Here is a 20,676-nt window from a genome sequence, read left to right as displayed (position 1 = left end):
ATCGTGAGCAACCCTATCGTCGAAGAGTTCTACGCTATGGACTACGGCCCTGCTCCTGAAGACCCGAAGGAGACGGAGCGCTGGCTCGACGGCCACCATCGCCGCTTCGACCTCTTCATCAACGGCGAGTGGCGCAAGCCGTCCTCAGACGAGTACTTCACCACCAGCAACCCGGCCAACGGAGACAAGATCGCCGATATAGCCCAGGCCACTGCTGCTGATATAAACGCTGCTGTCGCCGCCGCGCGCAAGGCACTTCCCGCATGGCAGGCGCTCAGCGGCCACCAGCGCGCCCGTTATCTCTACGCGCTCGCGCGGCAGGTGCAGAAGCACTCCCGCCACCTCGCCGTGCTCGAGACCATCGACAACGGCAAGACCATCCGCGAAAGCCGCGATCTCGACATCCCGCTCGTCGCCCGCCACTTCTACCATCATGCCGGCTGGGCGCAGTTGTTAGAGAGCGAGTTCCGCGGCTACAAGCCCTGCGGCGTCGTTGGGCAAATCATCCCGTGGAACTTCCCGCTGCTGATGTTCGCCTGGAAGGTCGCCCCTGCGCTCGCGGCTGGAAACACCGTCGTCATCAAGCCAGCCGAGTACACGCCGCTCACTGCGCTTGCGATGGCGGAGCTCGCGATGGAGATTGACCTTCCACCCGGCGTGCTGAACATCGTCAACGGCGACGGCCGCACTGGCGCGCTTATCACAGAGCACGAAGGCATCGACAAGATCGCCTTTACTGGCTCGACTGAAGTAGGCCGCATCATCCGCAAATCCACCGCAGCCTCCGCCAAAAAACTCTCGCTCGAACTCGGCGGCAAGTCGCCCTTCATTGTCTTCGACGACGCTGACCTCGACTCCGCCGTTGAAGGCCTGGTCGATGGCATCTGGCTCAACCAGGGCCAGGTCTGCTGCGCTGGCTCACGGCTGCTGGTGCAGGAGCGCGTCGCAGATGTCCTGCACGAGAAGATTCGCACCCGCATGAAGACGCTCCGCATCGGCTCGCCGCTCGACAAATCAGTAGACATCGGAGCCATCGTCGCGCCGGTTCAGCTTGAGCGCATCCGCTCGCTCGTCGATCAAGGCGTCGCCGAAGGAGCAACCTGCTGGCAACCCTCTTCGGCACTTCCCGCCAAGGGCCTCTACTTCCCACCAACGCTGCTAACCGACGTCCAGCCCACAGCGACGGTCGCGCAGGAAGAGATCTTCGGCCCGGTGCTCACGTCGATGACCTTCCGCACACCGGCCGAAGCAGTCGAACTCTCCAATAACACCGCCTACGGTCTTGCCGCCTCCATCTGGAGCGAGAGCATCAATGTCGCGCTCGACGTCGCCTCGCAGGTCAAAGCGGGAGTGGTCTGGGTCAACAGCACCAACCTCTTCGACGCCTCCTGTGGCTTCGGCGGTTACCGCGAAAGCGGCTACGGACGCGAAGGCGGACGCGAGGGCATGTACGAGTATCTCGAACCGGCATGGCTCACGGAAAAGCCGAAGAGCAGTTCCACGACTGCACCCGCACAGCACATAGCGCAAAATGGCCAGAACCCCGGTTCCATCGACCGCACGGTGAAGCAGTACATCGGCGGCAAGCAGGCGAGGCCGGACTCCGGCTACAGCTTCCCCGTCTACGCACAAGACGGCGCGCTCCTCGGCGAAGCCCCACTGGGCAACCGTAAAGACATCCGCAACGCAGTCGAGGCAGCGCGCAAGGCTGAAAAGTGGGCGAAGACCACCGCGCACACGCGAGCCCAGGTGCTCTACTACCTCGCCGAAAACCTCATGCAGCGCAGCGCTGAGATCGCCTCCCGGCTCGCACGCGTCGTCGGCGAAAAGCAAGCCGCAGCCGAGGTCGAACAGAGCATCGAGCGCATCTTCACATATGCGGCATGGGCCGACAAGTACGACGGCCAGGTGCACAACCCTCCCATGCGCAACGTCACCCTGGCCATGAACGAAGCCATCGGCGTCATCGGCATTATCTGCCCGGACGAGGTTCCTCTGCTTGCATTCTTCTCGCTCGTGCTTCCAGCTATAGCTGCGGGCAATACGGTGGTCGCGGTGCCATCGGAAAAATACGCAACTATTACGGCCGACCTCTACCAGGTCTTCGACACCAGCGACCTCCCGGGCGGAGTCGTGAACCTCGTTGCCGGACATCCCTCTGAACTGGCAAAGACGCTCGCCGAGCACGATGACGTGGACGCCATCTGGAGCTTCCGCAGCCTGGAAGATGCAACGCTGGTCAAGGCCGCATCCATCGGCAACCTGAAGCAGACCTGGACCAACGACAAGTACAGCCTTGACTGGTTTGACGCCGCGCAATGCAATGGCCGCTACTTCATGCGGCATGCCACGCAGGTCAAAAACATCTGGGTTCCATATGGAGAATAGGGGGTTTGCTCTAAACCTGGGCAAAGCATCAAATCGATGCGACTAAAGCCGTACCTCGGCAATATAATATGCTGCGAGCATAATATAGATTATCGGCATTGCGGCCTCTGGACGTAGATTCGGGAGATCGGACACCTACCGTAGATGAACATTCGAGAAGTTGCCAAGCGAGCCGGAGTCTCCACCGCCACAGTGTCCCGGGTTGTGAATGGGACGGTCCCTGTCAGCACTCACACCGAACGCCGCGTGCGCAGCGCCATCAAGGCCCTGGGCTACTACCCGAACTCACACGCGCGCACCCTCGGCTCCGGCAAAAGCCACATGTACGGACTCATCATCTCCGACATTACTAACCCATTCTTTCCCGATATTGCCAAAGGATTCGAGCGCATCGCCGTCGAGCACGGTCAGGAGCTGCTCATAGCCAACACGGATTACCAACCCCAGCGTATGCAAGTCTGTGTCCGCCGCATGCTCGAACGCAAAGTTGACGGCGTCGCCATCATGACATCGGAGATGGATCAGCAATTGATTCAGCTTCTCAATAAGCGTGGTATCCCCATCGTCTTTCTCGACACCGGCAAAGTCGGCAGGATGACCAGCAATATCTTTATCGACTACGACATCGGTATTGAACACGCTATCGCTCACCTTGCATCGCTCGGCCATGAGCGAATTGCATTTATCAGCGGTCCTCCCACGCTGCCTTCGGCGCAGACCCGCAAAGATGCATTTCTTCGTTCCTTGAAGAATCGCGGCATCAAGCCCAGGCCGGATTATATGAAGACGGGCAACCATCATATTGACGGTGGCCAGTCCGCGATGGCGCAGCTTCTGAAGATGAGCACCATACCGACGGCAGTGCTGGCTTCGAATGATCTGACAGCGATTGGGGTTATCGGCGCGATTCATGCGGCTGGGCTGCGCGTGCCGGACGATATCTCAGTCGTGGGCTTCGACGACATTGAACTGAGCCAGTATCTGCAACCACCCCTGACCACCGTGCGTGTTCCGCGGATGGAGATTGCCTCGCGTGCATTCACTGCCTTGTATGCCGCTAGTCACAAAGGCGCAGATCATGGCATTGAATACCAGATCGCTACCGAGCTGGTCATTCGCCAGTCCACGGGGCCAGTCAGGTCCGTCTAGAACGCGTAATAACGGAACCGGTCTTTCTCGACACAAATCATACTCGTCGAAACAGCTTGCAGCGGTATCTGCAACTGGCTCCCCATTTACGTCTATATGCGGGAAGTCTGTTATGGGCTCCTCTGCCTGCCTGCCCGAAGTATTTGCTGGCAAAATAAATATGTAATTAGTAAAAATTTTCTTGACAGTAGGTTTCGGCGGCTTGTAGATTTCCATCTGCAATGAATTTGTTTTATGTGCGAATCATAGGAGCCAGCCATGCAAGCCATTCGAACGCTAGAGAAAAAGTTCGCCCAGTTCAGGGCGACGACAATCGTCACTCTCATATTGATGTGCGCGGTGAGCCTGACCGTCACAGCCTTCGCTCAAACTTCCTCGTCTTCTATTAATGGTGTCGTAACCGATCCAGCACAGGAGGTCGTGCCCGGGGCCAAGGTCGTGCTGAGGAACATAGCGACCAACGTTGAGCGCGAGACGGTTTCGAATGGAGCCGGAGACTATTTTTTTTCCAGCGTGCCGCCTGCGCGTTATACCCTCACATTCTCTGCGCCGAACTTTCAGAGTGAGACGGTTGCTGCCTTCGACGTAGCGGTAGCACAGGCCGTGACGATTAATGCTGCACTCAAAGTAGGCGACGTGGCCCAGACCGTCACAGTGCAGGCGGTAGGCAGTCAGGTGGAGAGTTCGACTGCGCAATTAGGTACAGTCATTGGCGAGAAGGCAGTGAACGATCTCCCCCTGAATGGCCGCAACTTTACGCAGCTCCTCACCCTGACGCCAGGCGTAACTCCGATCAGCACAGGACAGAACGGCAGTGCGAGCAATACTGCAGTCGTTGCCTCCAGTAGTTACTCATTTCCTTCCATCAACGGAGCGGGTAACCGGTCCACGATCTATCTGGTGGATGGCATGAACGACAACTCGGCCTGGTACAACACGTACGCCGTCCCGCCAATCATCGACACCGTGCAGGAGTTCAAAATCAACTCGCACAACGACTCGGAGTATGGTGGCTCGCTGGGCGGGGTTGTAAACCTTGTCACGAAATCGGGAACAAACAACCTGCATGGATCTGCGTGGGACTTCCTGCGCAGCAATAGCTTCGATGCGCAACCATTTTTCTCCTCGCCACCGGCGTATCACCTGAACATGTTTGGTGCGCAGGCGGGTGGCCCTGTGATGCTTCCACGGCTCTACGACGGTAGGGATAAAACATTCTTTGAGGTTGGTTTCGAGGGGTCGCATTACTCCAAGGCCGGATCAACCAAAATTTTGATTCCTACGCCGGCCCAGCTCAATGGCGACTTCAGCAGCGCGCAGACCGGTGTGACCAAGAGCGGGACTTGCGTTGCCGGTGACACCAAGGTGGAATCCTACCCGTGCCAGCTCTATGACCCAACCATTGCCAACAATGCAGCGACACCAGCCCGTCCGGGGTACGCAGGCAATCAGATACCCCTGTCCGAGATGAATCCGTACTCGCTGGCCTTTGTCAACGCTGTATTTGGTGGCCTCACTCCGATTGTCATTCCAGGAATTGCTCCGACGACGGATAACTACCAGATCACAAGCCCGACGAGGCAGGAGACATACAACTATACGGGCCGGATTGACCAGCACATTGGCTCGAAGGACTTCATCTTTTTCCGCTATGCGGCGATCCAGTGGTATCAGACCGCGCCCAGCACACTTCCAACCCTGTTTTCTTCGACGCAGATTCCCGCGCAGCAGTATGGAGCAAGCTGGATGCACGTCTTCAGTCCAACGATGAGTATGCAGGTGCAGTACGGCAAAACACACGTTGAAGACGATGTCATCACCCAGTTCAACAACCACAAGCTATGGCAGACGTATGGATGCTCCGCCGATATGTGCAACTCGTTTGTAGGGGGAGCAACGGTGCTGGTTACTCAGTCGGTGACGGGCGGTTTCGGTGGCGGTGAGGTTAACAGTCCGACATCGAACCTATCGAGCATTCATGAATGGTCGGGCAGTCTCATGAAGACCCTGGGGAACCATCAGTTCCAGGTGGGCGGCGCGTGGGACGAGGTGAACTATACTGCCGAGCTGCGCCAGGGGCAGGTGACGTTTACCGGAGCCTCGACCGCTAACTTTGCCAAGAACCCGGATTCTCCAGCGGGAATGACTACCGCGCAGATCAGCGCGCAATCCGGTTTTGGCCTGGCGGACTTTCTGCTCGATTATCCGAACAACGAGAACAAGCGCAACGTTCTGCTGACGGAGCGTCCCGGTGGTATCGGCAGTGCCTATGTGCAGGACAGCTGGAAGATGACTCGTAACCTGACCGTGAATTACGGCTTGCGCTATGACCGCAGCGTCATTCCCGCATATGGAACTCAGGCGTCGGTTGGATTGCAGGGCAGCATTGAAACCGGAGACTTCGACTTCAACACAGGCGACTACATCGTCCAGCAGTTGCCTCCTCTTTGCAGCGTGCGTCAACACGCTCCCTGCCTGCCTTCGAGCACTCTTCCAGCGCATGTGCGGGTCGCCTTAGGCGGCAAGATACTGCACGGGAGCAAGGACAATATCAGTCCACGCTTCGGCTTTGCGTATCGCGTGAACGACAAGATGTCAGTTCGAGGCGGCTTCGGCATGACCTACGACAACTGGGCGGCCATCATCCAGATGACGCAGAACTACCAAGGGTCGTGGCCGGATACGGGTACGTTGCAGATCAACAACACCAATACACCGGGTACGCCATACACATCGGCGCAGGATCCTTTTGCCGACAATGGAGGCAATCTTCCTTCGGCGACGCCGTTCAGTTCGTCGAATGTGAATTACATGGTCGATCCGCTCTGGAAGAACCCCTACTCGGAGCAGTACAACCTCGGCGTAGAGCAGCAGTTTGGCGGTCATACGATCCTCTCGATGAATTATGTAGGTTCTGCATCGCACCGCATGGATGTTGGCGGCTACTACAACACCGGCACTCCAGCCGTTGCACAGTCGTTTGCGACGCGGCCGGCAGGAACTACCGGTCAGCCCTTCCCCTATACGGTTCCGGAAAAGTCATGGGACCACAGTGCGGCCAGCGCGTCGTATAACGCTCTACAGGCATCGCTGGTGCACCAATTCAGCTCCGGCTTCGGCTACACCCTCTCCTATACGTGGAGCAAGACGCTCGATGAAGGAGGCGACGGCTACTTTGGAGTTGAAGGTGGCGTCCCGGAAGATCCATATAATCCGCGAGGCAGCCGTGGCCCGGCCAGCTTCAGCATTCCTCAGATGTTCTCGGCAAACTTCCTTTACGAGCTTCCCTTTGGCACCGGTAAGCAGTTCTCCACCGGCAATCATCTGGTGGACTATATCGTCGGCAACTGGCAAGTGAACGGCATATTTACCGCACGAACGGGGCAAAACTTCAACGTCATGGCGGGTGGAGATATCGCAAATACGGGCAATGCGAGCACGTATGAGCGAGCAAACCTGGTCGGTAATCCGTACCAGACTGGACCGATCGCAGCAAACCCATCCTGCACGCCGCCCTCGGGGTCGATCCATACCACTACCCAGTGGTTCAATCCGTGCGCCTTTGCGACGCCGGCGATTGGTACGCTGGGAAATTCCCCGCGCAACTTCCTGCACGGCCAAAATCTCTGGAACATGGATACGTCGGTTCACCGGCTGTTTCCGATCCGAGAAGGGGTAGCCCTGAAATTGGACGTCGAAGCCTTCAATGTATTCAACCATCCGGTACTGGGCAATCCAGCAGCCACTGTCACGACGCAATCAACATTCGGTCAGATTACAGGGACTGCCAGTACTCAGAGAATTCTCCAATTCGCAGCGAAGGTTCAGTTTTAGCTGAAGCTGTTCTCGCGGGCCGGCGCCTATGCCGTTTCTTGGCGCAGGCCCGCAAACACCCAATGATTGCTGAGGCAAAAGTTTGCAATCGAACAGCAGATGATGGCAATGACATTTGCGACAAGCAGCGGAAGATGTTCCTGCTGAATAAACAAGCGCATCAGAACAAGGTTTCCCAGCATCGAGACCAATCCATTCGAGAGATGAAATCGAACAAGTTGAGAAATCCACGAAGCGCTGCCACTACGATCCCGCCAGGTGAAGTGCAAGTGCCAGACAAAGTTATGAAGCAGAGTCAGCTCAACAGCTACAGCTGAAGCCAGAAGATAACGTCCATCGCTCAGGTGGTTGAAGAGGGCGAGTGAGGCGAGCTGCAACGCCATTCCCATCGCTCCAACCAGATTAAATTTGACCCACCGAAGAAAAGCGTTCATGCCAACGGCTCTTCTCGGTAGAGTTGCACCGTATGTTTCACCGCAAGAACAACGGTGGTTAGAAACATGCAAGCAGCGGCAATAGTTCCTCCGACATCGAAGAGCATCATCCGGTGCCCAAAGATAGTTGCGTAAGGACTGCGTACCAGCGCCAGTGTGCCGATGATGAGCAGAATGCGGATCTCAGTGGGGCCAAAAATCCCCTGCGACAACTCAAAGCGCGACAGTGTATAGGTAGCCAGATAGCTCTCGCCTGCAAGTAGCAGAAATCCCACCAGTATCGCAATTGCAATCTGCCAATGCACAAAACCGGAGAGCCCTAGTCCGCACATGAGAGCTGTAGCCCCAAGAATGTCCACGATGTGGTCCACATAGAACCCATAGCGTGGACGCTGCTGGTGGCGAACACGCGCAAGTGTGCCGTCCATACTGTCTCCAAGCCAGTTGAGTGCGACGCACGTAATCGCCAACAAAAGAAAGCGGCGGTCATAGCGGGACAAAGCGTAGCTCATGCCCGCAGCAAATTGCGCACTGAAGCCAAGCACCGTAAGTCGATCCGATGTGACCCAGCGTGGAGCGCGCTCAGCCATCCATTCAAGCGCGCGCTTCTCGATAGATGCAGTCAGGGACCGGTTCACACGATGAGCCGATGTGAATGACGTTTTCCCCTGTGTGGAAGTTGGCATGGTTTGAGTGTTCATCGCGTCCTTTTCTAATAACCTGCGGATATCGTGACTAATGGCCAATCGCGCTGCAGACTGAGCGCAGCGTAAACTCCAGCGACTCACGCGGAACGCTCTTTACATACGGGCCTATAACCCAATCGAGCCCAAGCGGAATCGATCTCGTGAGCGAGACAGATTCGACCTGGAGATAAAGCCCGCCATCGCGCTCCTCGTAGCTCCAATAAGTGTTTTGCCGCCACAAAAATCCGTGACTCTCACCGGGACCGAGACTGCGCTCAGAGCTTGTACCTGGCGATTCAATCTCAGAGATCTGCATGCTGCGCGAGTTGCTATAACCATGCTGCGCGTCGAGCCGCCCGAAGGAGACCTCGTAGGAGCTATCCATTACCACGGTGATGACATGCTTCTGACGCACACGCATCCATACCTGCATGTGGTCTCCGTTTCGTGAAAGCACTTTAGCTTCGACAACCTGCGGAGAGAAATACCGTGGGTAGGAATCGAGATCTTGCATCAGCCGAACAAAGTCCGAAGCCTTGGCTCCAGGAGCAAAAGCAGTGGCGCGCCAATGGTGTAGCAGCGCACCCGAGCGCTCGGCATCCGCGGGACTGAGTTGCTCGATGATGAGCTCTCCCCTGCGAAGGCGCGCATTCGCATCCTCGGGGCTTGATGACGTTGCCAAAAAGCCCTCCGCGGACTGGTGTTGATGCGCGAGCCGCGCCTCAACCTTTGCGCAGTAAGCGTTGTAAGCAACAATTGCCCCAGGCGTTGGTGCCTCTGCAATCAGTCTGCACGGGGCCAGAAGCAAGAGCATCAGAAAGAAACTTGCAGCAATCGTTCGGCCGAACACCTTGAATCGTCTCTTCATGTACAGCATCGTGCCTTCTTTGACGAGGCGAAAGCAATGCTGGAGACATCACGCAAGGAAAAGTGTTCCTCACGGTGCAACAGATTCCAAACACAAGGCTTCGGGAGATTCCTCGCAAGCAGCCCTGTCTTGAATCCTCGCTCACTTCCGGTACACTGAGCAGACATGGCGGACACACAGCCGGCCAAACGCTATCGCTTCGGAGTCTTCGAGGCAGACTCATCTACAGGTGAGCTGCGTCGCAAGGGCATCCGAATCAAGCTCCACGCTCAGCCCTTCCAGTTGCTCTTCATGCTGCTCGAACGCCCAGGCGAAACCCTTACGCGCGAAGAGATATCCCGCGAGCTATGGCCCGAAGGCACGTTCGTCGACTACGAGCACGGCGTCAACTCCGCGATCAATCGCCTCCGCGAGGCGCTCGGAGACAAGGCTAGCAATCCCAGGTTCATCGAGACACAGGCCCGTCGAGGATATCGCTTTGTCGCGCCTGTCGAGAGAATCGTGCTTGCCGAAAGAATTGCCTCAGAGCAAGATTCTTCGACCGCTACAGATCAGAAGACCGAGGAAGCATTATCTACACAGATGGGATCTGTGAGCGGAATCTTCGACCGCTTGTTGGCTACTCCCGAAGACCTGCCAAAGACTTCGCATCCAGTTGCTCAGACGCTCTTTATCCTGCTTCAGCTCATGTATCTCGGTTTTTATATTGGAGCATTAGCCAATCTGGCCGAGATTAACGAACTTCTCTCCCCGCTCGCCTCCGCTACAGAGATATTCCTCGCAATCATCGTGACATCAGTGCTGTTGATCCCCGTCCGCGCATTTCTTCTTTGTGCCGTGCTCTTTCGCGCCCCTCGGCTGTGGGAGAAGTTCAAGAAGTTATGGTGGCTTCTCTTACCGCTAGACATCCTCTGGGCCCTCTCGCCATTTCTACTGCTTCACCACATCAACTACGGATTGGCGCTGGCATGCATGGCGCTTCTGGTCTACGCGCCATTCGCGCAGCGATCACTCATCCTGATGGGTGACGGCAGAAGCCACACCAGCAATCTCTAATGAAGCCGCAGCTTAAAAGCGAAAGGGCAGACGCTATAGAAGCGCCTGCCCTTCGGTTAAGGGTTAGTTAGAACTCATACTTCAGAGAGAACTGGAAGAAGCGTGAGTCCGGAGTGTAGCTCTGGAAGGAGCGCGCTCCGGTAATTAGACCGCCGGTGCTAGAGATACCAGTGGTGCTGGGATCGCCATAGGCCGGGGTGTTGAGTAGGTTGAAGACGTCCGCCCGGAACTGAAGATACTGTTCGCGGAAAGTTGGGAACGATTTGAACACCGACCCGTCGATGCGGAAATAGCCAGGGCCATAAATCTGTCCACGCGGACTGCCGAGGTACGGAAGTGCTGCCGAGCCCGCGACTGTGTTGGGAATCAACTGCCCAGTCGGAGAGTCGGAGTACTTCTGTGTGGTGTAGGTTAGGTTGTCTGCTTCAGGGTTCGAGAATGCACAGGGGTTATACCAGTTATTCACAGTCCGAACATTTGCCGGGCAGTTGATACCTGGGTTGGTTGAGTTAGCCGTGCCGCCACCGCTATACACATTGCCGGTGCGGACTGCTCCCGCGCTCGACCCACTAGGAGTATTGATGTTGTTCGTGCCGATGGAGATTGGCTCTCCGGTCTGCGCACGGAAGACAAAGCTGCTCGACCAGCCTCCGACGATGTAATCCATCGGCCCTGTCGAGTTAAGGTGCGCACGCCCATGTCCGAATGGCAGGTCATAATTGCCATTCAAAGTAAAGCGGTGACGCACATCGAAAGGAGAGTTGCTGTAGTCGGCGCCGATTCCCGTGATGAGCGGGTTGCGGTAGCCGGAGTCAGAGGTGCTGCCCAGAGGCGTCGGAGCGTCATCCAGCGAGTGCGACCAGGTATACGTCGCCAGGAAGCTCAGGCCGTTGGTCAGACGCTTCTGGATCTTGCTCTGCAGCGAGTTGTAGTTGGATACACCATCGTAGGCCGTGAACGATATGCCTCCGAAGTGCGGGTAGGGTTGCAGCGGGTTGATCTTGTCTCCAGCAGCATCGACATATCCGCTGAAGTTATGCGGTGCAAGAGCAACCTGAGCATTCGGATTGGGGAACGACTGCAGGTGGCGCGAGACTGAACCTACATAGGCGACAGATCCAACGAGTGAGTTGCTGAAGCCATACTCCGCGGCGAGGTTGAACTGCTCGCTATAAGGAGTACGAACATTGGCCTCGCTGCCTCGCAGTGCAGGCTGCTGAATCGAGTTCAACAACCCGTTTTCGATGGCGTTGGTAAAGCCCGTCTCCAGCGTAAAGCCGTTATTGACGCAGGAACCGCCGGCAGTGCAGCTTCCGGCAGCAAATCCCGAATCGAACTCAAACGGGAAGTTCTCGCCGAGGTTGGGATAATAGCCCGTGCTCTCCAGTCCTCCGAAGAAGATGCCGAAGCCTCCGCGGACCACAGCCTTGTCCGATGCCTGATAGGCAAAGCCAAGACGCGGAGCGAAGTTGGTCTTCTGCGGATTGACCAGATAGCGGTTGTTGCTGAATTGAATCGTGATGTTGTCCAGCGCCAGCAGTCTGGTGAAGGCCACCGGTAGAGTCAGACCCTGCTTGCTCTTCGGAATCAGGTAAAGGCCGGTACTCTTACCTTGAGTGGCTGGGCTGGTAGGAATAAAGGCAGCCTGGTTGTCATGGCGCTCCAGATACGGCGTGGAGTAGTCGTAACGAAGGCCATAGTTGAAGGTCAGCTTCTGGGATACCTTCCAGTCATCCTGGAAGTAGACGGAGCGGTTGAAGCGAACATCGTCCGAGTTGAAGACGTTGGAGACGGCCGCATTGTTCATGTTGTTGGTCAGGAAGTCGGCAACACCATAGCCGGTTCCCGATGCTCCGCCCTTGCTGGTGTAGACGCCGTTGAAGGTATAAGAGCCACGCGGTTGTGTTGGCTGTGAAGTGGAGAAGCGAATGCGCTGAATATTCACTCCGCCCTTCAGAGTATGGTTGCCGATGACCTTGGTCAGGTTATCGAGGATCTGGTACACATTCTCATACTCGTTCGTGGCATAGAACGTCGGCGAGCCGAAGCCCGACATCCCTGACACACTGAACGCAGGCAGACCACCGTTGTTCGGCGCATACGGAATGCCGCCAAGTCCAAGGCTCGTAGCAGCATTTGGATTGTTAGCGTTGTTCTGCAGTCCGGTGTAGTGACCGTAGTTGTAACCGAAGCGGAATTCGTTGGTCAGCGTCTCGGAGAACTCATGCGTTTCGCTACCGGCAAAGTTCTCGCCAAGTTGAACAACCGCTCCGGTATCGCCGAAGCCACCACCGTCAAGCAGGGGGCCAAACGGTGCAGGGTGGTTGGCAGGTTCGTGATTGTAACTATACCGTCCGAATGCCTGGTCGCGCGTGCTGATGTTCCAGTCCATACGCGTGTCCCACTGGAACGTGTTGTCGGTTGAGGTGGTCTGGTCCGTGTAGTTGGAGTAAGTCTGCCCTGTAATGCCCTGATTGGGGGAAGGGAACAGGCTCAGTATCTTCAGCGCGACCGGATCGAGCGTCACACCCGATTGCTGATCAAGACGATTGCCAGCAACAGGCGTGGTTCCGTTGGCCGTTGGGTTGGGAACGTAGAGCTGGATTGGAGTGGTCGCCCCAGTCAGACCTGTGTTCAGCAGCTCGCTGAAGTCGCCGGTGCGCATCTTCGCAGTTGGGACAGCGAGGCCAGAGTGCGTCTCACCGAAGACGATGCGGTTAGCCTCCGTGTCACCAAAGAAGAAGAGCTTGTTCTTGATGATGGGGAAGCCGAGTGTAGCGCCGAACTGGTTCTGGCGATACTTCGCAATAGGCGAGTTGCCCTGGAAGAACTCGCGGACGTCAAAAGCATCGTTCCGGATATACTCCCACGCACTGCCGTGAATGTTGTTCGTGCCTGACTTGATGCTGGCGTTGATGACCGCGCCGGCAGAGTGGCCGAACTCGGCGCTGTAGTCGCCGGTCTGCACCTTGAACTCTGCGAGCGCATCCGGTGGAGGCCGCACAACGTAGCTGGCGCCGTTGAAGAAGTCCACGACGTTCACGTTGTTGTCCACGCCGTCCATGATGTAGTTGTTCTGCTCGGCGCGCTGACCGTTGGCATCAAAGTCGCCGCCCTTCTGGCCGCGTGCACCGTTGGACGGCGCCGCGCCGGCCGTGAGCTGAGCAATAAACACCCAGTTGCGTCCGTTCAGCGGAGTATCGTTGATTGCCTTAGCTGAGATCACCTGCCCGGTCGAGCCTTCCTGCGTCTGCAGCAGAGGAGGAGCGTCCGTCACGGTTATGGATGTGCTGGTTTCACCGGCCTTGAGTTGTACATTTACCGCAACCCGGTCCTGTACGTGGACCTGGATGTTCTCCTGCGTAGTCGTGGAGAACCCCGGAGCAGAGACGGCAACCTTGTAGTTGCCGATCTTGATCGGCGAAAATACATAGTTTCCGCTGTTGTCCGTTTTGGTTGTTAGTGTAAGAGCGGTATCTACGTTGGTGAGAGTGACTTGTGCGTTAGGAATGACTGCGCCCGTCGGGTCCGTAACGAACCCTGTAATCGCGCCCTGGTCAGCTTGCGCCAAAGCGTGACGGGTGAGCACTCCGAACATCAGAACGGCGATCAGCAGCACGCCGAGATGTTTGAGTGTCTTATTGTTTCGGAGTTGTGGCATTTCTGGTCCTTTCGGTAATCGTTTACACGTAAGCGGTTACAAATGGTGCCCAATGGTAAGCGGTTACATCTTTGAGAGTTTCTATTTGCCGGAACAATCTTCACTCCGGGTAACTGGCCTGTTGAGTGATACGGTTTCTTGCTAAAGATAGGACTTCAGCCCCTAAAAGCAGTCAAATCAACCTGATGCAAGTAACCGTTGACTTGATGGGGCTAAAACGGTCTAACTGCGACCACAGGCAGGTTGTCAGATGGGAGAAGGCATTGTCAAGAGATTTTCATCATCTGATGATGTTTTTCTCCACCCAGGGATGGAGAAGCCTTTAACCGAATAGTCGGGTCTGCCCTTACAGCCCTGTGATTGGCAAAAGGTGCTTCTAGAGCCGGTTCTAACACTCAGGAAGACGGAAGTCACGCATCTCGAAGGTTTGCACGAAGTGAAATTTTGATTGCGCGAAAACGATTCCTTCCATGCTATGTTCAAGGAAATCGTGATTCAGAGCTTTCAGGCACAGATAAATTAGTCCGGTTATGCGGCGTCCTCCTGAAAACCTGTTCAGCACTGCCTGTAAACCCCAATATGTCTATTGTGTATGAGGTGAGATGACACTTCCGGTACGCTCAAGAAAACCGTTACATGCTGGATTGATCTGCATTGCCGCGCTTTTGGGAGGCTCGGTCTACGCGAATGGCCAGACCGCATCCGCACCTCAATCTGCCTCGAACCAGGCCGCAACTGCGCCGGACGAAATGACAAATGTGCTCTATGGCGCTGCCTACTACAACGAGTACATGCCTTACGAGCGTCTCGACAAAGATGTCGCCATGATGAAGGCCGCAGGCTTGACCGTAGTCAGAATGGGCGAATCCACATGGAGTCTCTGGGAACCTGAAGACGGCAAGTTCGAGTATGCATGGATGGACCGCGTAGTTGATGCGATGGGCAAAGCGGGCATCAAGGTCATCATGGGCACTCCCACCTACTCCATTCCCACCTGGATGTATCGCGAACATCCCGAGATCCTCGCGCGTCCTCTCGGTGGCGGCGACACCGGATACGGCATGCGCCAGAACATGGACACAGACAGCCCCGCATTCCGCTTTTATGCCCAGCGGCTCATCAAAAATCTGGTCGAACACTACCGCAACAACCCAAACGTGATCGGGTGGCAGATCGACAACGAGACCTCCTCCTACGGTGCCGCTAATAAAGACGTCTACATTGGCTTTGTGAACCACCTCAAGCAGAAGTTTGGAACGACCGACAATCTGAACAAGGCATGGTTTCTGAACTACTGGGGCGAAGACGTAAACGGCTGGGAGAATATGCCCACCCGCGACCACGCCACCAGCACCAGCTACAAACTGGAGTGGTCGCGATGGGAGCAGATGCGCGTTACCAACTATCTCGACTGGCAGGCAGCGCTCGTGCGCCAATATCGCGCCCCCTCGCAGTTCGTCACGCAGGACTTCGGCGGCTCCATGCGGCGCGATGTAAACGAGTATGAGGTAGCAAAGGCGCTCGATATCGTCGCGAACAATCCGTATCACGGCACGCAGGACCACATGGACGGCCAATCGCAGGCCGAACAGGGCGACTACAGCCGCTCGCTCAAGCACGCAAACTTTCTCGTCACCGAGACCAACGCCCAGACAACCGACTGGTCATCCGCATATCAATACCCTCCCTACGACGGGCAACTGCGGCTCGATGTCTACACCCATCTCTCCAGCGGCGCAAACATGGTTGAATACTGGCACTGGGCCTCCATCCCCGCAGGGCAGGAGACCTACTGGAAGGGCGTTCTCTCCCACGACCTCGAACCCAACCGGGCCTACGCAGAGGTGTCGCGCACAGCGCACGAGTTGCAGCGCATTGGCCCGCACCTCGTCAATCTCAAGATCAAAAATGAAGTCGCTATCCTCTACAGCGTTGACTCCGCCAACGCGCTCGACTTCATGCCCTTCGCCTTGGCGCCTGCCGCTCAATGGAGCTTTGGCAAGCCGGTTGCCACCTACACCACGCTCATCAATCAACTGCACAAAGCCTTCTACGACGCGAACGTAGGCACCGACTTCATCTTTCCCGAAGACCCGGACTTCTCGCGTTACAAACTCGTCGTGATCCCTGCGCTCTACATCTCCGACGACGCGCTCCTCCAGAAGATCTCCGACTATGTAAAGAACGGCGGCCATGTTCTGATGACCTTCAAGAGCGGCTTCGCCAACGAAAACTCAGCCGTCAGGTGGGTCATGGCTCCCGGACCACTCCGTGAGGCAGCAGGCTTCAGCTATCAGGAGTTCTCCAATCTCGAAAAGCCCTTGGCGCTGAAAGGCGATCCATTCCACGCAGGCACTGGCAACCAGGTGATGTACTGGGCCGAGTTCCTGAAGCTCGAACACGCCCAGCCTCTCGCCTACTACGACCACTCCTTCTTCGGAAGATGGCCCGCAATTACCCGCAACGAATATGGCAAGGGATCATTGATCTATGAAGGGACATTCCTCTCCGACGAGTTGCAGCACAAGATTGTTCTCGATGCTATCCACGACGCTCATCTCGATCTCCAGGCCCAGCCAGACTTGCCCGACAAGGTCAGGGAAAAAGATGGAGTGAATGGTTTAGGCAGAAAACTACACTACTACCTGAACTATTCTTCTGACACACAGACCTTCCACTACGCACATGCTCGTGGCGAAGAGTTGCTCAGCGGCAAGCAGATGGCTCCCGATCAGCAAATCACATTGCAGCCGTGGGACGTGGCTATCGTCGAAGAGAGACCATAGCATAAACATCGATGTTCAGAAGTATCTCCAGGCCGATCCTTCCTCTGCTGTGTTGCGCGGTGCTCACCTGCACGCACGGAAGCGCACAACAGAACAAAGCGCACGAAGCCGCGATGCCCAGCGCGGACGCAGTCTCGCTCGACCACGCGCTGGCTGCCTACGACGCCGGCAACGGAGCATCTGCCATGCCTGAGCTCGTGCGGCTTGCGCAAAAGTATCCAGGCAATTTCCCCGCAAACGAAGCGCTGGGACTTTTGTATATTGACGCTGGCAGCTACCAGCAGGCGATCCCATTCCTGCGCCATGCAGCAGAGGCAGCGAAGACCAATGCCGCGGCGCAGGCAAATCTAGGCGCCGCATATCTCCAGACAGGAGACGCGCATCTCGCACTCGATCCCCTTCGCAAAGCAGCATCCCTCGAACCCAAAAACGCAGAAGTGCTCTCCAACCTCGGTCACGCGTTGTTCCTGGACAAGCAACCCGCGGAGGCTGCAGCCGCGTTCGCAAGATCCGCCGACGCAGAGCCGGCGAACATGGACACGCGATACAACTGGGCTCTCGCACTGCACCAGGTAGGCAAAAATACACAGGCAGACAAGGCCCTGCGAACCATTCCAGATGCAGACAGAACTGCCGCCATCGAATCGCTCTGGGGAGACATCGCCGAAGCGAACGGTCAATTCAAAGACGCAGCCACCCACATGCAGGCGGCAGTGAAGCTCAATCCCACCGAGCAGAACATCTACAACCTTGCCGTCGAATGGCTTCGCCACTGGACCTGGCAGCCCGCTCAGGACGTCGCGCAATACGGCATCGAGCGCTTTCCAGACAGCCGTCGCCTCATGCTCGCCAAGGGAATTGCATTCTATGGCAGCGGCCACTATGTCGATGCGGCAAACACCTTCGGCGCGCTGCTCAAACTCGATCCCGAAAACGAAGGCTATGGAGACCTGCTGGGAAAGAGCTGTTCAGCCGCAGGCGGCGACGACGCCGCGCAATGCAGCACTCTCATCGCCTTTGCCGACAAACATCCGGACAACGCGAAGATAGCCGTATACGCCGCGGCAAGCATTCTTCACGGTCCCGGCCAGCAAAATGATCTGGACCACGTACAGCAACTGCTCCAGCGCGCAATCGCAACCGATCCTCATCTACCCGAGGCCTACTACCAGTTAGGAGTCCTCGAACAGCAGCGGCTTCAGTGGCAGCAAAGTGTCGCTAGCCTGAAGAGTGCAATCCAGTTGCGCCCATCCTATGCTGAGGCGCATTATCGTCTCGCAAGGGCATACTCACACCTGCACCAGACAGACCTGGCCGCCAAAGAGATTGCGCTTCATCAGCAATACGCACAGCAGGAGAAAGAAGAGTCTGACGCAAGGCTCAAAGAGGTGACGACATTCCTAATCGCGTCGCATTAGATCAGCATCTCCGCGGAATCGCCGCGCAGCAATCCTTCAATCGAAGGCAGTTTCTCCGCACCGTCACAGGCGCCGGAGCAACAGCCGGGCTCATGGGCTTCACGCCCTTGCGTGCCATGGCCCAAAGTCCCGCACAAAAAGTCGTCGTCGTCACCTTTGGCGGCGGCGCACGCGATGAAGAGACATTTGCGGTGGAAGGCCAGCAGTACATTCCTCACCTGCTCAACGATCTCATCCCGCAAGCCACATTCTTCACCCAGGTCGTCAACCGCGGAATCCTCGGCCACTATGTCGCGACCGCCAGCCTTGCAACTGGCACCTACGAAACGTTCGATAACTTTGCCCCAGTCGCTCCTGAAAGCCCAACCATCTTCGAATACTTCCGCCGCGACCAGCACCGTCCCGCGCACGATGCCTGGGTCATTGCGCCGAGCAACGGCTTCAACCGCATCGGCCAGAGTGACAATCGACTCTATGGCAACGGCCTTGGAGCCTACGTGGTGCTTCCAAAACAACTCCTCAGCAACGCGCTCGGTCATGGCACATCCGACTACGAAAGCCTGCTGCGCGACAACTACGAGTCTCCCGTGCAGTCGCCGTACTCATCCAATCAAGTCGATCTGCACGAGCTCGCCAACCTGATGCAGCTCTCCGTCGCCGAATTCATAACGCACGCCCGCACCGTCTCCAGCCCCGACGAGCTCTCCGTCTACATCGCGCACCAGGTCATGAAGCAGCTCGCCCCCAGTCTTCTCTGGATCACCCTGCACGACATCGACATCGCCCACTCCGGCGCATTCTCTCTCTACACCGACGGCATCCGCCGCACCGACCGCCTCTGCGCCGAGCTGTGGAACTCAATCCAGTCCAACCCAGAGTACAAAGGCAAGACCAGCATGTTCATCCTGCCCGACTTCGGCAGAGACGCCGACAGCGATCCCGGAGGTAACGGCTTCCAGCACCATCGCACCGGCGACCCGCTCTCGCGCACAACGTGGATGATCGCGATGGGCCCGGGCATACGTGAGAACTTCACGGTCAATCGCATGGTCGAGTCAGTGGACCTCGTGCCCACACTTGCCGCCGTTCTCAAATGTAATGCACGCTTCTCGTCAGGCAAGCCTTTGCAGGAGGTGCTGTAAGAATGCAGGCACAACTGCGTGAATCCGATTTTACGAAGTACCCTCCAGAGGCCAGGAAGCTTGCGCTCCAGCACTTCGATCTCATCGAACAGCTCCCGGTCGCGTTTGCGATCGTGTTTCTGCGCCAGCTGATCGACTACGACTGGCGGTTCCCAGCCGAGCGCGCCGAAGTCGACGATCAACTCAGCTACCTCGGCGCCATGTCTTCAGACAAATTGCAATCGGCAATGGCGGGCTTCGCCTCGTTGTCTGCTGCATCGTCACTCGCCAATGAGCATTGGTGGGCAGACCCGATTGCATCCACCGAAAAGCTCACCGCACAGTTGTGGGCGCAGCACCAGATGGACCACTTCGGCAATGTCGCCCAGCAATACCAGCACGATTTTCGTGCCGCCGTTCCGGAATCAGAGCCGGCAATCCCAAGACTATGCATTGCAATCGTCGGCAAAGACGCCGCTCCAGGCACAAAGCTGTTCGAAAAGCTGCGCCCGTACGGAACCTACTTCACGCAGGTCAACCCCACAGACGGCGTGAACACCCTGCTCGCCGCGCTCAATACACGAGCGCAAGCCAGCCCCGCTCCCTACGCGCATTGGTACATCGAAGGAGGCTCCGCTCAACCTGTTCCGAACAAGCAAATCGCGACCGTCTCCTACGATGCCCTCACTCCCGTGCGTGAAGCGTTGCTCGAAAAGATGACCACCGTACGACTCTCCGGCGCCGTAGGCGGCCCGGAGAATCTGCGCAGCGTTCTCGCCGAGCTTCGCCCCGACCAGATCCGTGCAGCCGGAGCCCAGGGCGATGAAGTCCTGCAGCACTTCCAGCTCAGCCTGTTGACCGAAGGCTCGGGAACGCAAATCTTCAGCACGACATTCGTGCAGTGGGCAGCGCGCGAGGCGCTGCGCCGCGCCAGGCCGCTCACGCTCGTCACGCGCTACTCACCACGCCAGACGCAGCGCCCGATGAACGAGATGTGGATGGCCTCCAGGGGCCCGCTGAAGGTCGACCCACAAGGCTCACTCATCGACGCCGACATGGGCGCCTACTATACGTGGATCAATCAGAGGAGATTGACCGGCGCAGGCTCATCGCGCTTCATCGCCTGGTTTGAAGATCAGCATGAAGCCATCGTCGTCGCTCCTGCCATGGCAAAGGGAACAGTCTCAACCTCACCCTGCGATCTTCCTAAAATCCTGAGCTGGATCGCATAGTTGCCGCAACTGCAACGAAGCTGGCATAAAAAAGAGCAACGGT

At 57.0% G+C, this 20,676-nt stretch carries 12 protein-coding genes; 8 read left to right on the top strand and 4 right to left on the bottom strand.

The genetic code is table 11. The annotated features are described in order from the left end of the window. Positions 1-3: 3 nt before the first annotated feature. The 3 genes from IEX36_RS09435 to IEX36_RS09425 all read left to right on the top strand — a co-directional run bounded on the left by IEX36_RS09435 (position 4) and on the right by IEX36_RS09425 (position 7,371). Positions 4-2,388: an aldehyde dehydrogenase family protein gene (locus IEX36_RS09435; protein ID WP_229668840.1), complete on the top strand. Its 2,385-nt coding sequence runs from the start codon at positions 4-6 to the stop codon at positions 2,386-2,388. 144 nt (positions 2,389-2,532) lie between these two features. Next, positions 2,533-3,537, top strand: coding sequence for a LacI family DNA-binding transcriptional regulator (locus IEX36_RS09430; protein ID WP_188759081.1), 1,005 nt, complete (start codon positions 2,533-2,535; stop codon positions 3,535-3,537). A gap of 258 nt (positions 3,538-3,795) precedes the next feature. Next, the gene (locus IEX36_RS09425) at positions 3,796-7,371 is read left to right on the top strand and encodes a TonB-dependent receptor domain-containing protein (RefSeq protein ID WP_188759080.1); all 3,576 of its coding nucleotides are present in this window, start codon (positions 3,796-3,798) and stop codon (positions 7,369-7,371) included. A 26-nt stretch (positions 7,372-7,397) separates the two neighbouring features. Here IEX36_RS09425 and IEX36_RS09420 read toward each other — a convergent pair whose 3' ends face one another. From IEX36_RS09420 to IEX36_RS09410, 3 genes are all read right to left on the bottom strand, one after another. After that, positions 7,398-7,805 (bottom strand): GtrA family protein, encoded by a 408-nt coding sequence (locus tag IEX36_RS09420; RefSeq protein WP_188759079.1) that lies wholly within the window; start codon positions 7,803-7,805, stop codon positions 7,398-7,400. Further along, positions 7,802-8,395, bottom strand: coding sequence for a CDP-alcohol phosphatidyltransferase family protein (locus tag IEX36_RS09415; RefSeq protein WP_229668839.1), 594 nt, complete (start codon positions 8,393-8,395; stop codon positions 7,802-7,804). Before IEX36_RS09415 ends, IEX36_RS09420 begins: the two co-directional genes overlap by 4 nt. Before the next feature lie 145 nt (positions 8,396-8,540). Beyond that, positions 8,541-9,173 (bottom strand): SRPBCC family protein, encoded by a 633-nt coding sequence (locus IEX36_RS09410; RefSeq protein WP_188759077.1) that lies wholly within the window; start codon positions 9,171-9,173, stop codon positions 8,541-8,543. Positions 9,174-9,524: 351 nt separating this feature from the next. On the opposite strand from IEX36_RS09410, the gene IEX36_RS09405 reads away from it, so the two are divergent. Next, positions 9,525-10,415, top strand: a complete 891-nt coding sequence (locus IEX36_RS09405; RefSeq protein ID WP_188759076.1) for a winged helix-turn-helix domain-containing protein — start codon at positions 9,525-9,527, stop codon at positions 10,413-10,415. Between the two features lie 67 nt (positions 10,416-10,482). Here IEX36_RS09405 and IEX36_RS09400 read toward each other — a convergent pair whose 3' ends face one another. Further along, positions 10,483-14,076: a TonB-dependent receptor gene (locus tag IEX36_RS09400; RefSeq protein ID WP_188759075.1), complete on the bottom strand. Its 3,594-nt coding sequence runs from the start codon at positions 14,074-14,076 to the stop codon at positions 10,483-10,485. A gap of 602 nt (positions 14,077-14,678) precedes the next feature. On the opposite strand from IEX36_RS09400, the gene IEX36_RS09395 reads away from it, so the two are divergent. The 4 genes from IEX36_RS09395 (at position 14,679) to IEX36_RS09380 (ending at position 20,633) form a co-directional block, all read left to right on the top strand. Further along, a complete protein-coding gene (locus IEX36_RS09395) occupies positions 14,679-16,862 on the top strand; it encodes a beta-galactosidase (protein ID WP_229668838.1) in 2,184 nt (727 codons plus the stop codon). Positions 16,863-16,873: 11 nt separating this feature from the next. Beyond that, positions 16,874-18,280, top strand: coding sequence for a tetratricopeptide repeat protein (locus tag IEX36_RS09390; protein ID WP_188759074.1), 1,407 nt, complete (start codon positions 16,874-16,876; stop codon positions 18,278-18,280). 92 nt (positions 18,281-18,372) lie between these two features. Further along, a complete protein-coding gene (locus IEX36_RS09385) occupies positions 18,373-19,422 on the top strand; it encodes an alkaline phosphatase family protein (RefSeq protein WP_188759073.1) in 1,050 nt (349 codons plus the stop codon). A 2-nt stretch (positions 19,423-19,424) separates the two neighbouring features. Then, positions 19,425-20,633 carry a hypothetical protein gene (locus IEX36_RS09380; RefSeq protein ID WP_188759072.1) on the top strand — a complete coding sequence of 403 codons (1,209 nt, stop codon included), beginning with the start codon at positions 19,425-19,427 and terminating at the stop codon, positions 20,631-20,633. Positions 20,634-20,676 lie beyond the last annotated feature (43 nt).

This window comes from Edaphobacter acidisoli (assembly GCF_014642855.1).
Taxonomy (GTDB): domain Bacteria; phylum Acidobacteriota; class Terriglobia; order Terriglobales; family Acidobacteriaceae; genus Edaphobacter; species Edaphobacter acidisoli.
Note: the sequence above shows the minus strand (reverse complement) of the source record. Positions and strands in the feature narration are given on the sequence as shown.

Coding starts and splice junctions, on each gene's coding strand:
- IEX36_RS09395 (WP_229668838.1), top strand. CDS start 14,679: ATGACACTTCCGGTACGCTCAAGAAAACCGTTACATGCTGGATTGATC.
- IEX36_RS09380 (WP_188759072.1), top strand. CDS start 19,425: ATGCAGGCACAACTGCGTGAATCCGATTTTACGAAGTACCCTCCAGAG.
- IEX36_RS09385 (WP_188759073.1), top strand. CDS start 18,373: ATGGGCTTCACGCCCTTGCGTGCCATGGCCCAAAGTCCCGCACAAAAA.
- IEX36_RS09425 (WP_188759080.1), top strand. CDS start 3,796: ATGCAAGCCATTCGAACGCTAGAGAAAAAGTTCGCCCAGTTCAGGGCG.
- IEX36_RS09430 (WP_188759081.1), top strand. CDS start 2,533: ATGAACATTCGAGAAGTTGCCAAGCGAGCCGGAGTCTCCACCGCCACA.
- IEX36_RS09405 (WP_188759076.1), top strand. CDS start 9,525: ATGGCGGACACACAGCCGGCCAAACGCTATCGCTTCGGAGTCTTCGAG.
- IEX36_RS09390 (WP_188759074.1), top strand. CDS start 16,874: ATGTTCAGAAGTATCTCCAGGCCGATCCTTCCTCTGCTGTGTTGCGCG.
- IEX36_RS09420 (WP_188759079.1), bottom strand. CDS start 7,805: ATGAACGCTTTTCTTCGGTGGGTCAAATTTAATCTGGTTGGAGCGATG.
- IEX36_RS09415 (WP_229668839.1), bottom strand. CDS start 8,395: ATGGCTGAGCGCGCTCCACGCTGGGTCACATCGGATCGACTTACGGTG.
- IEX36_RS09400 (WP_188759075.1), bottom strand. CDS start 14,076: ATGCCACAACTCCGAAACAATAAGACACTCAAACATCTCGGCGTGCTG.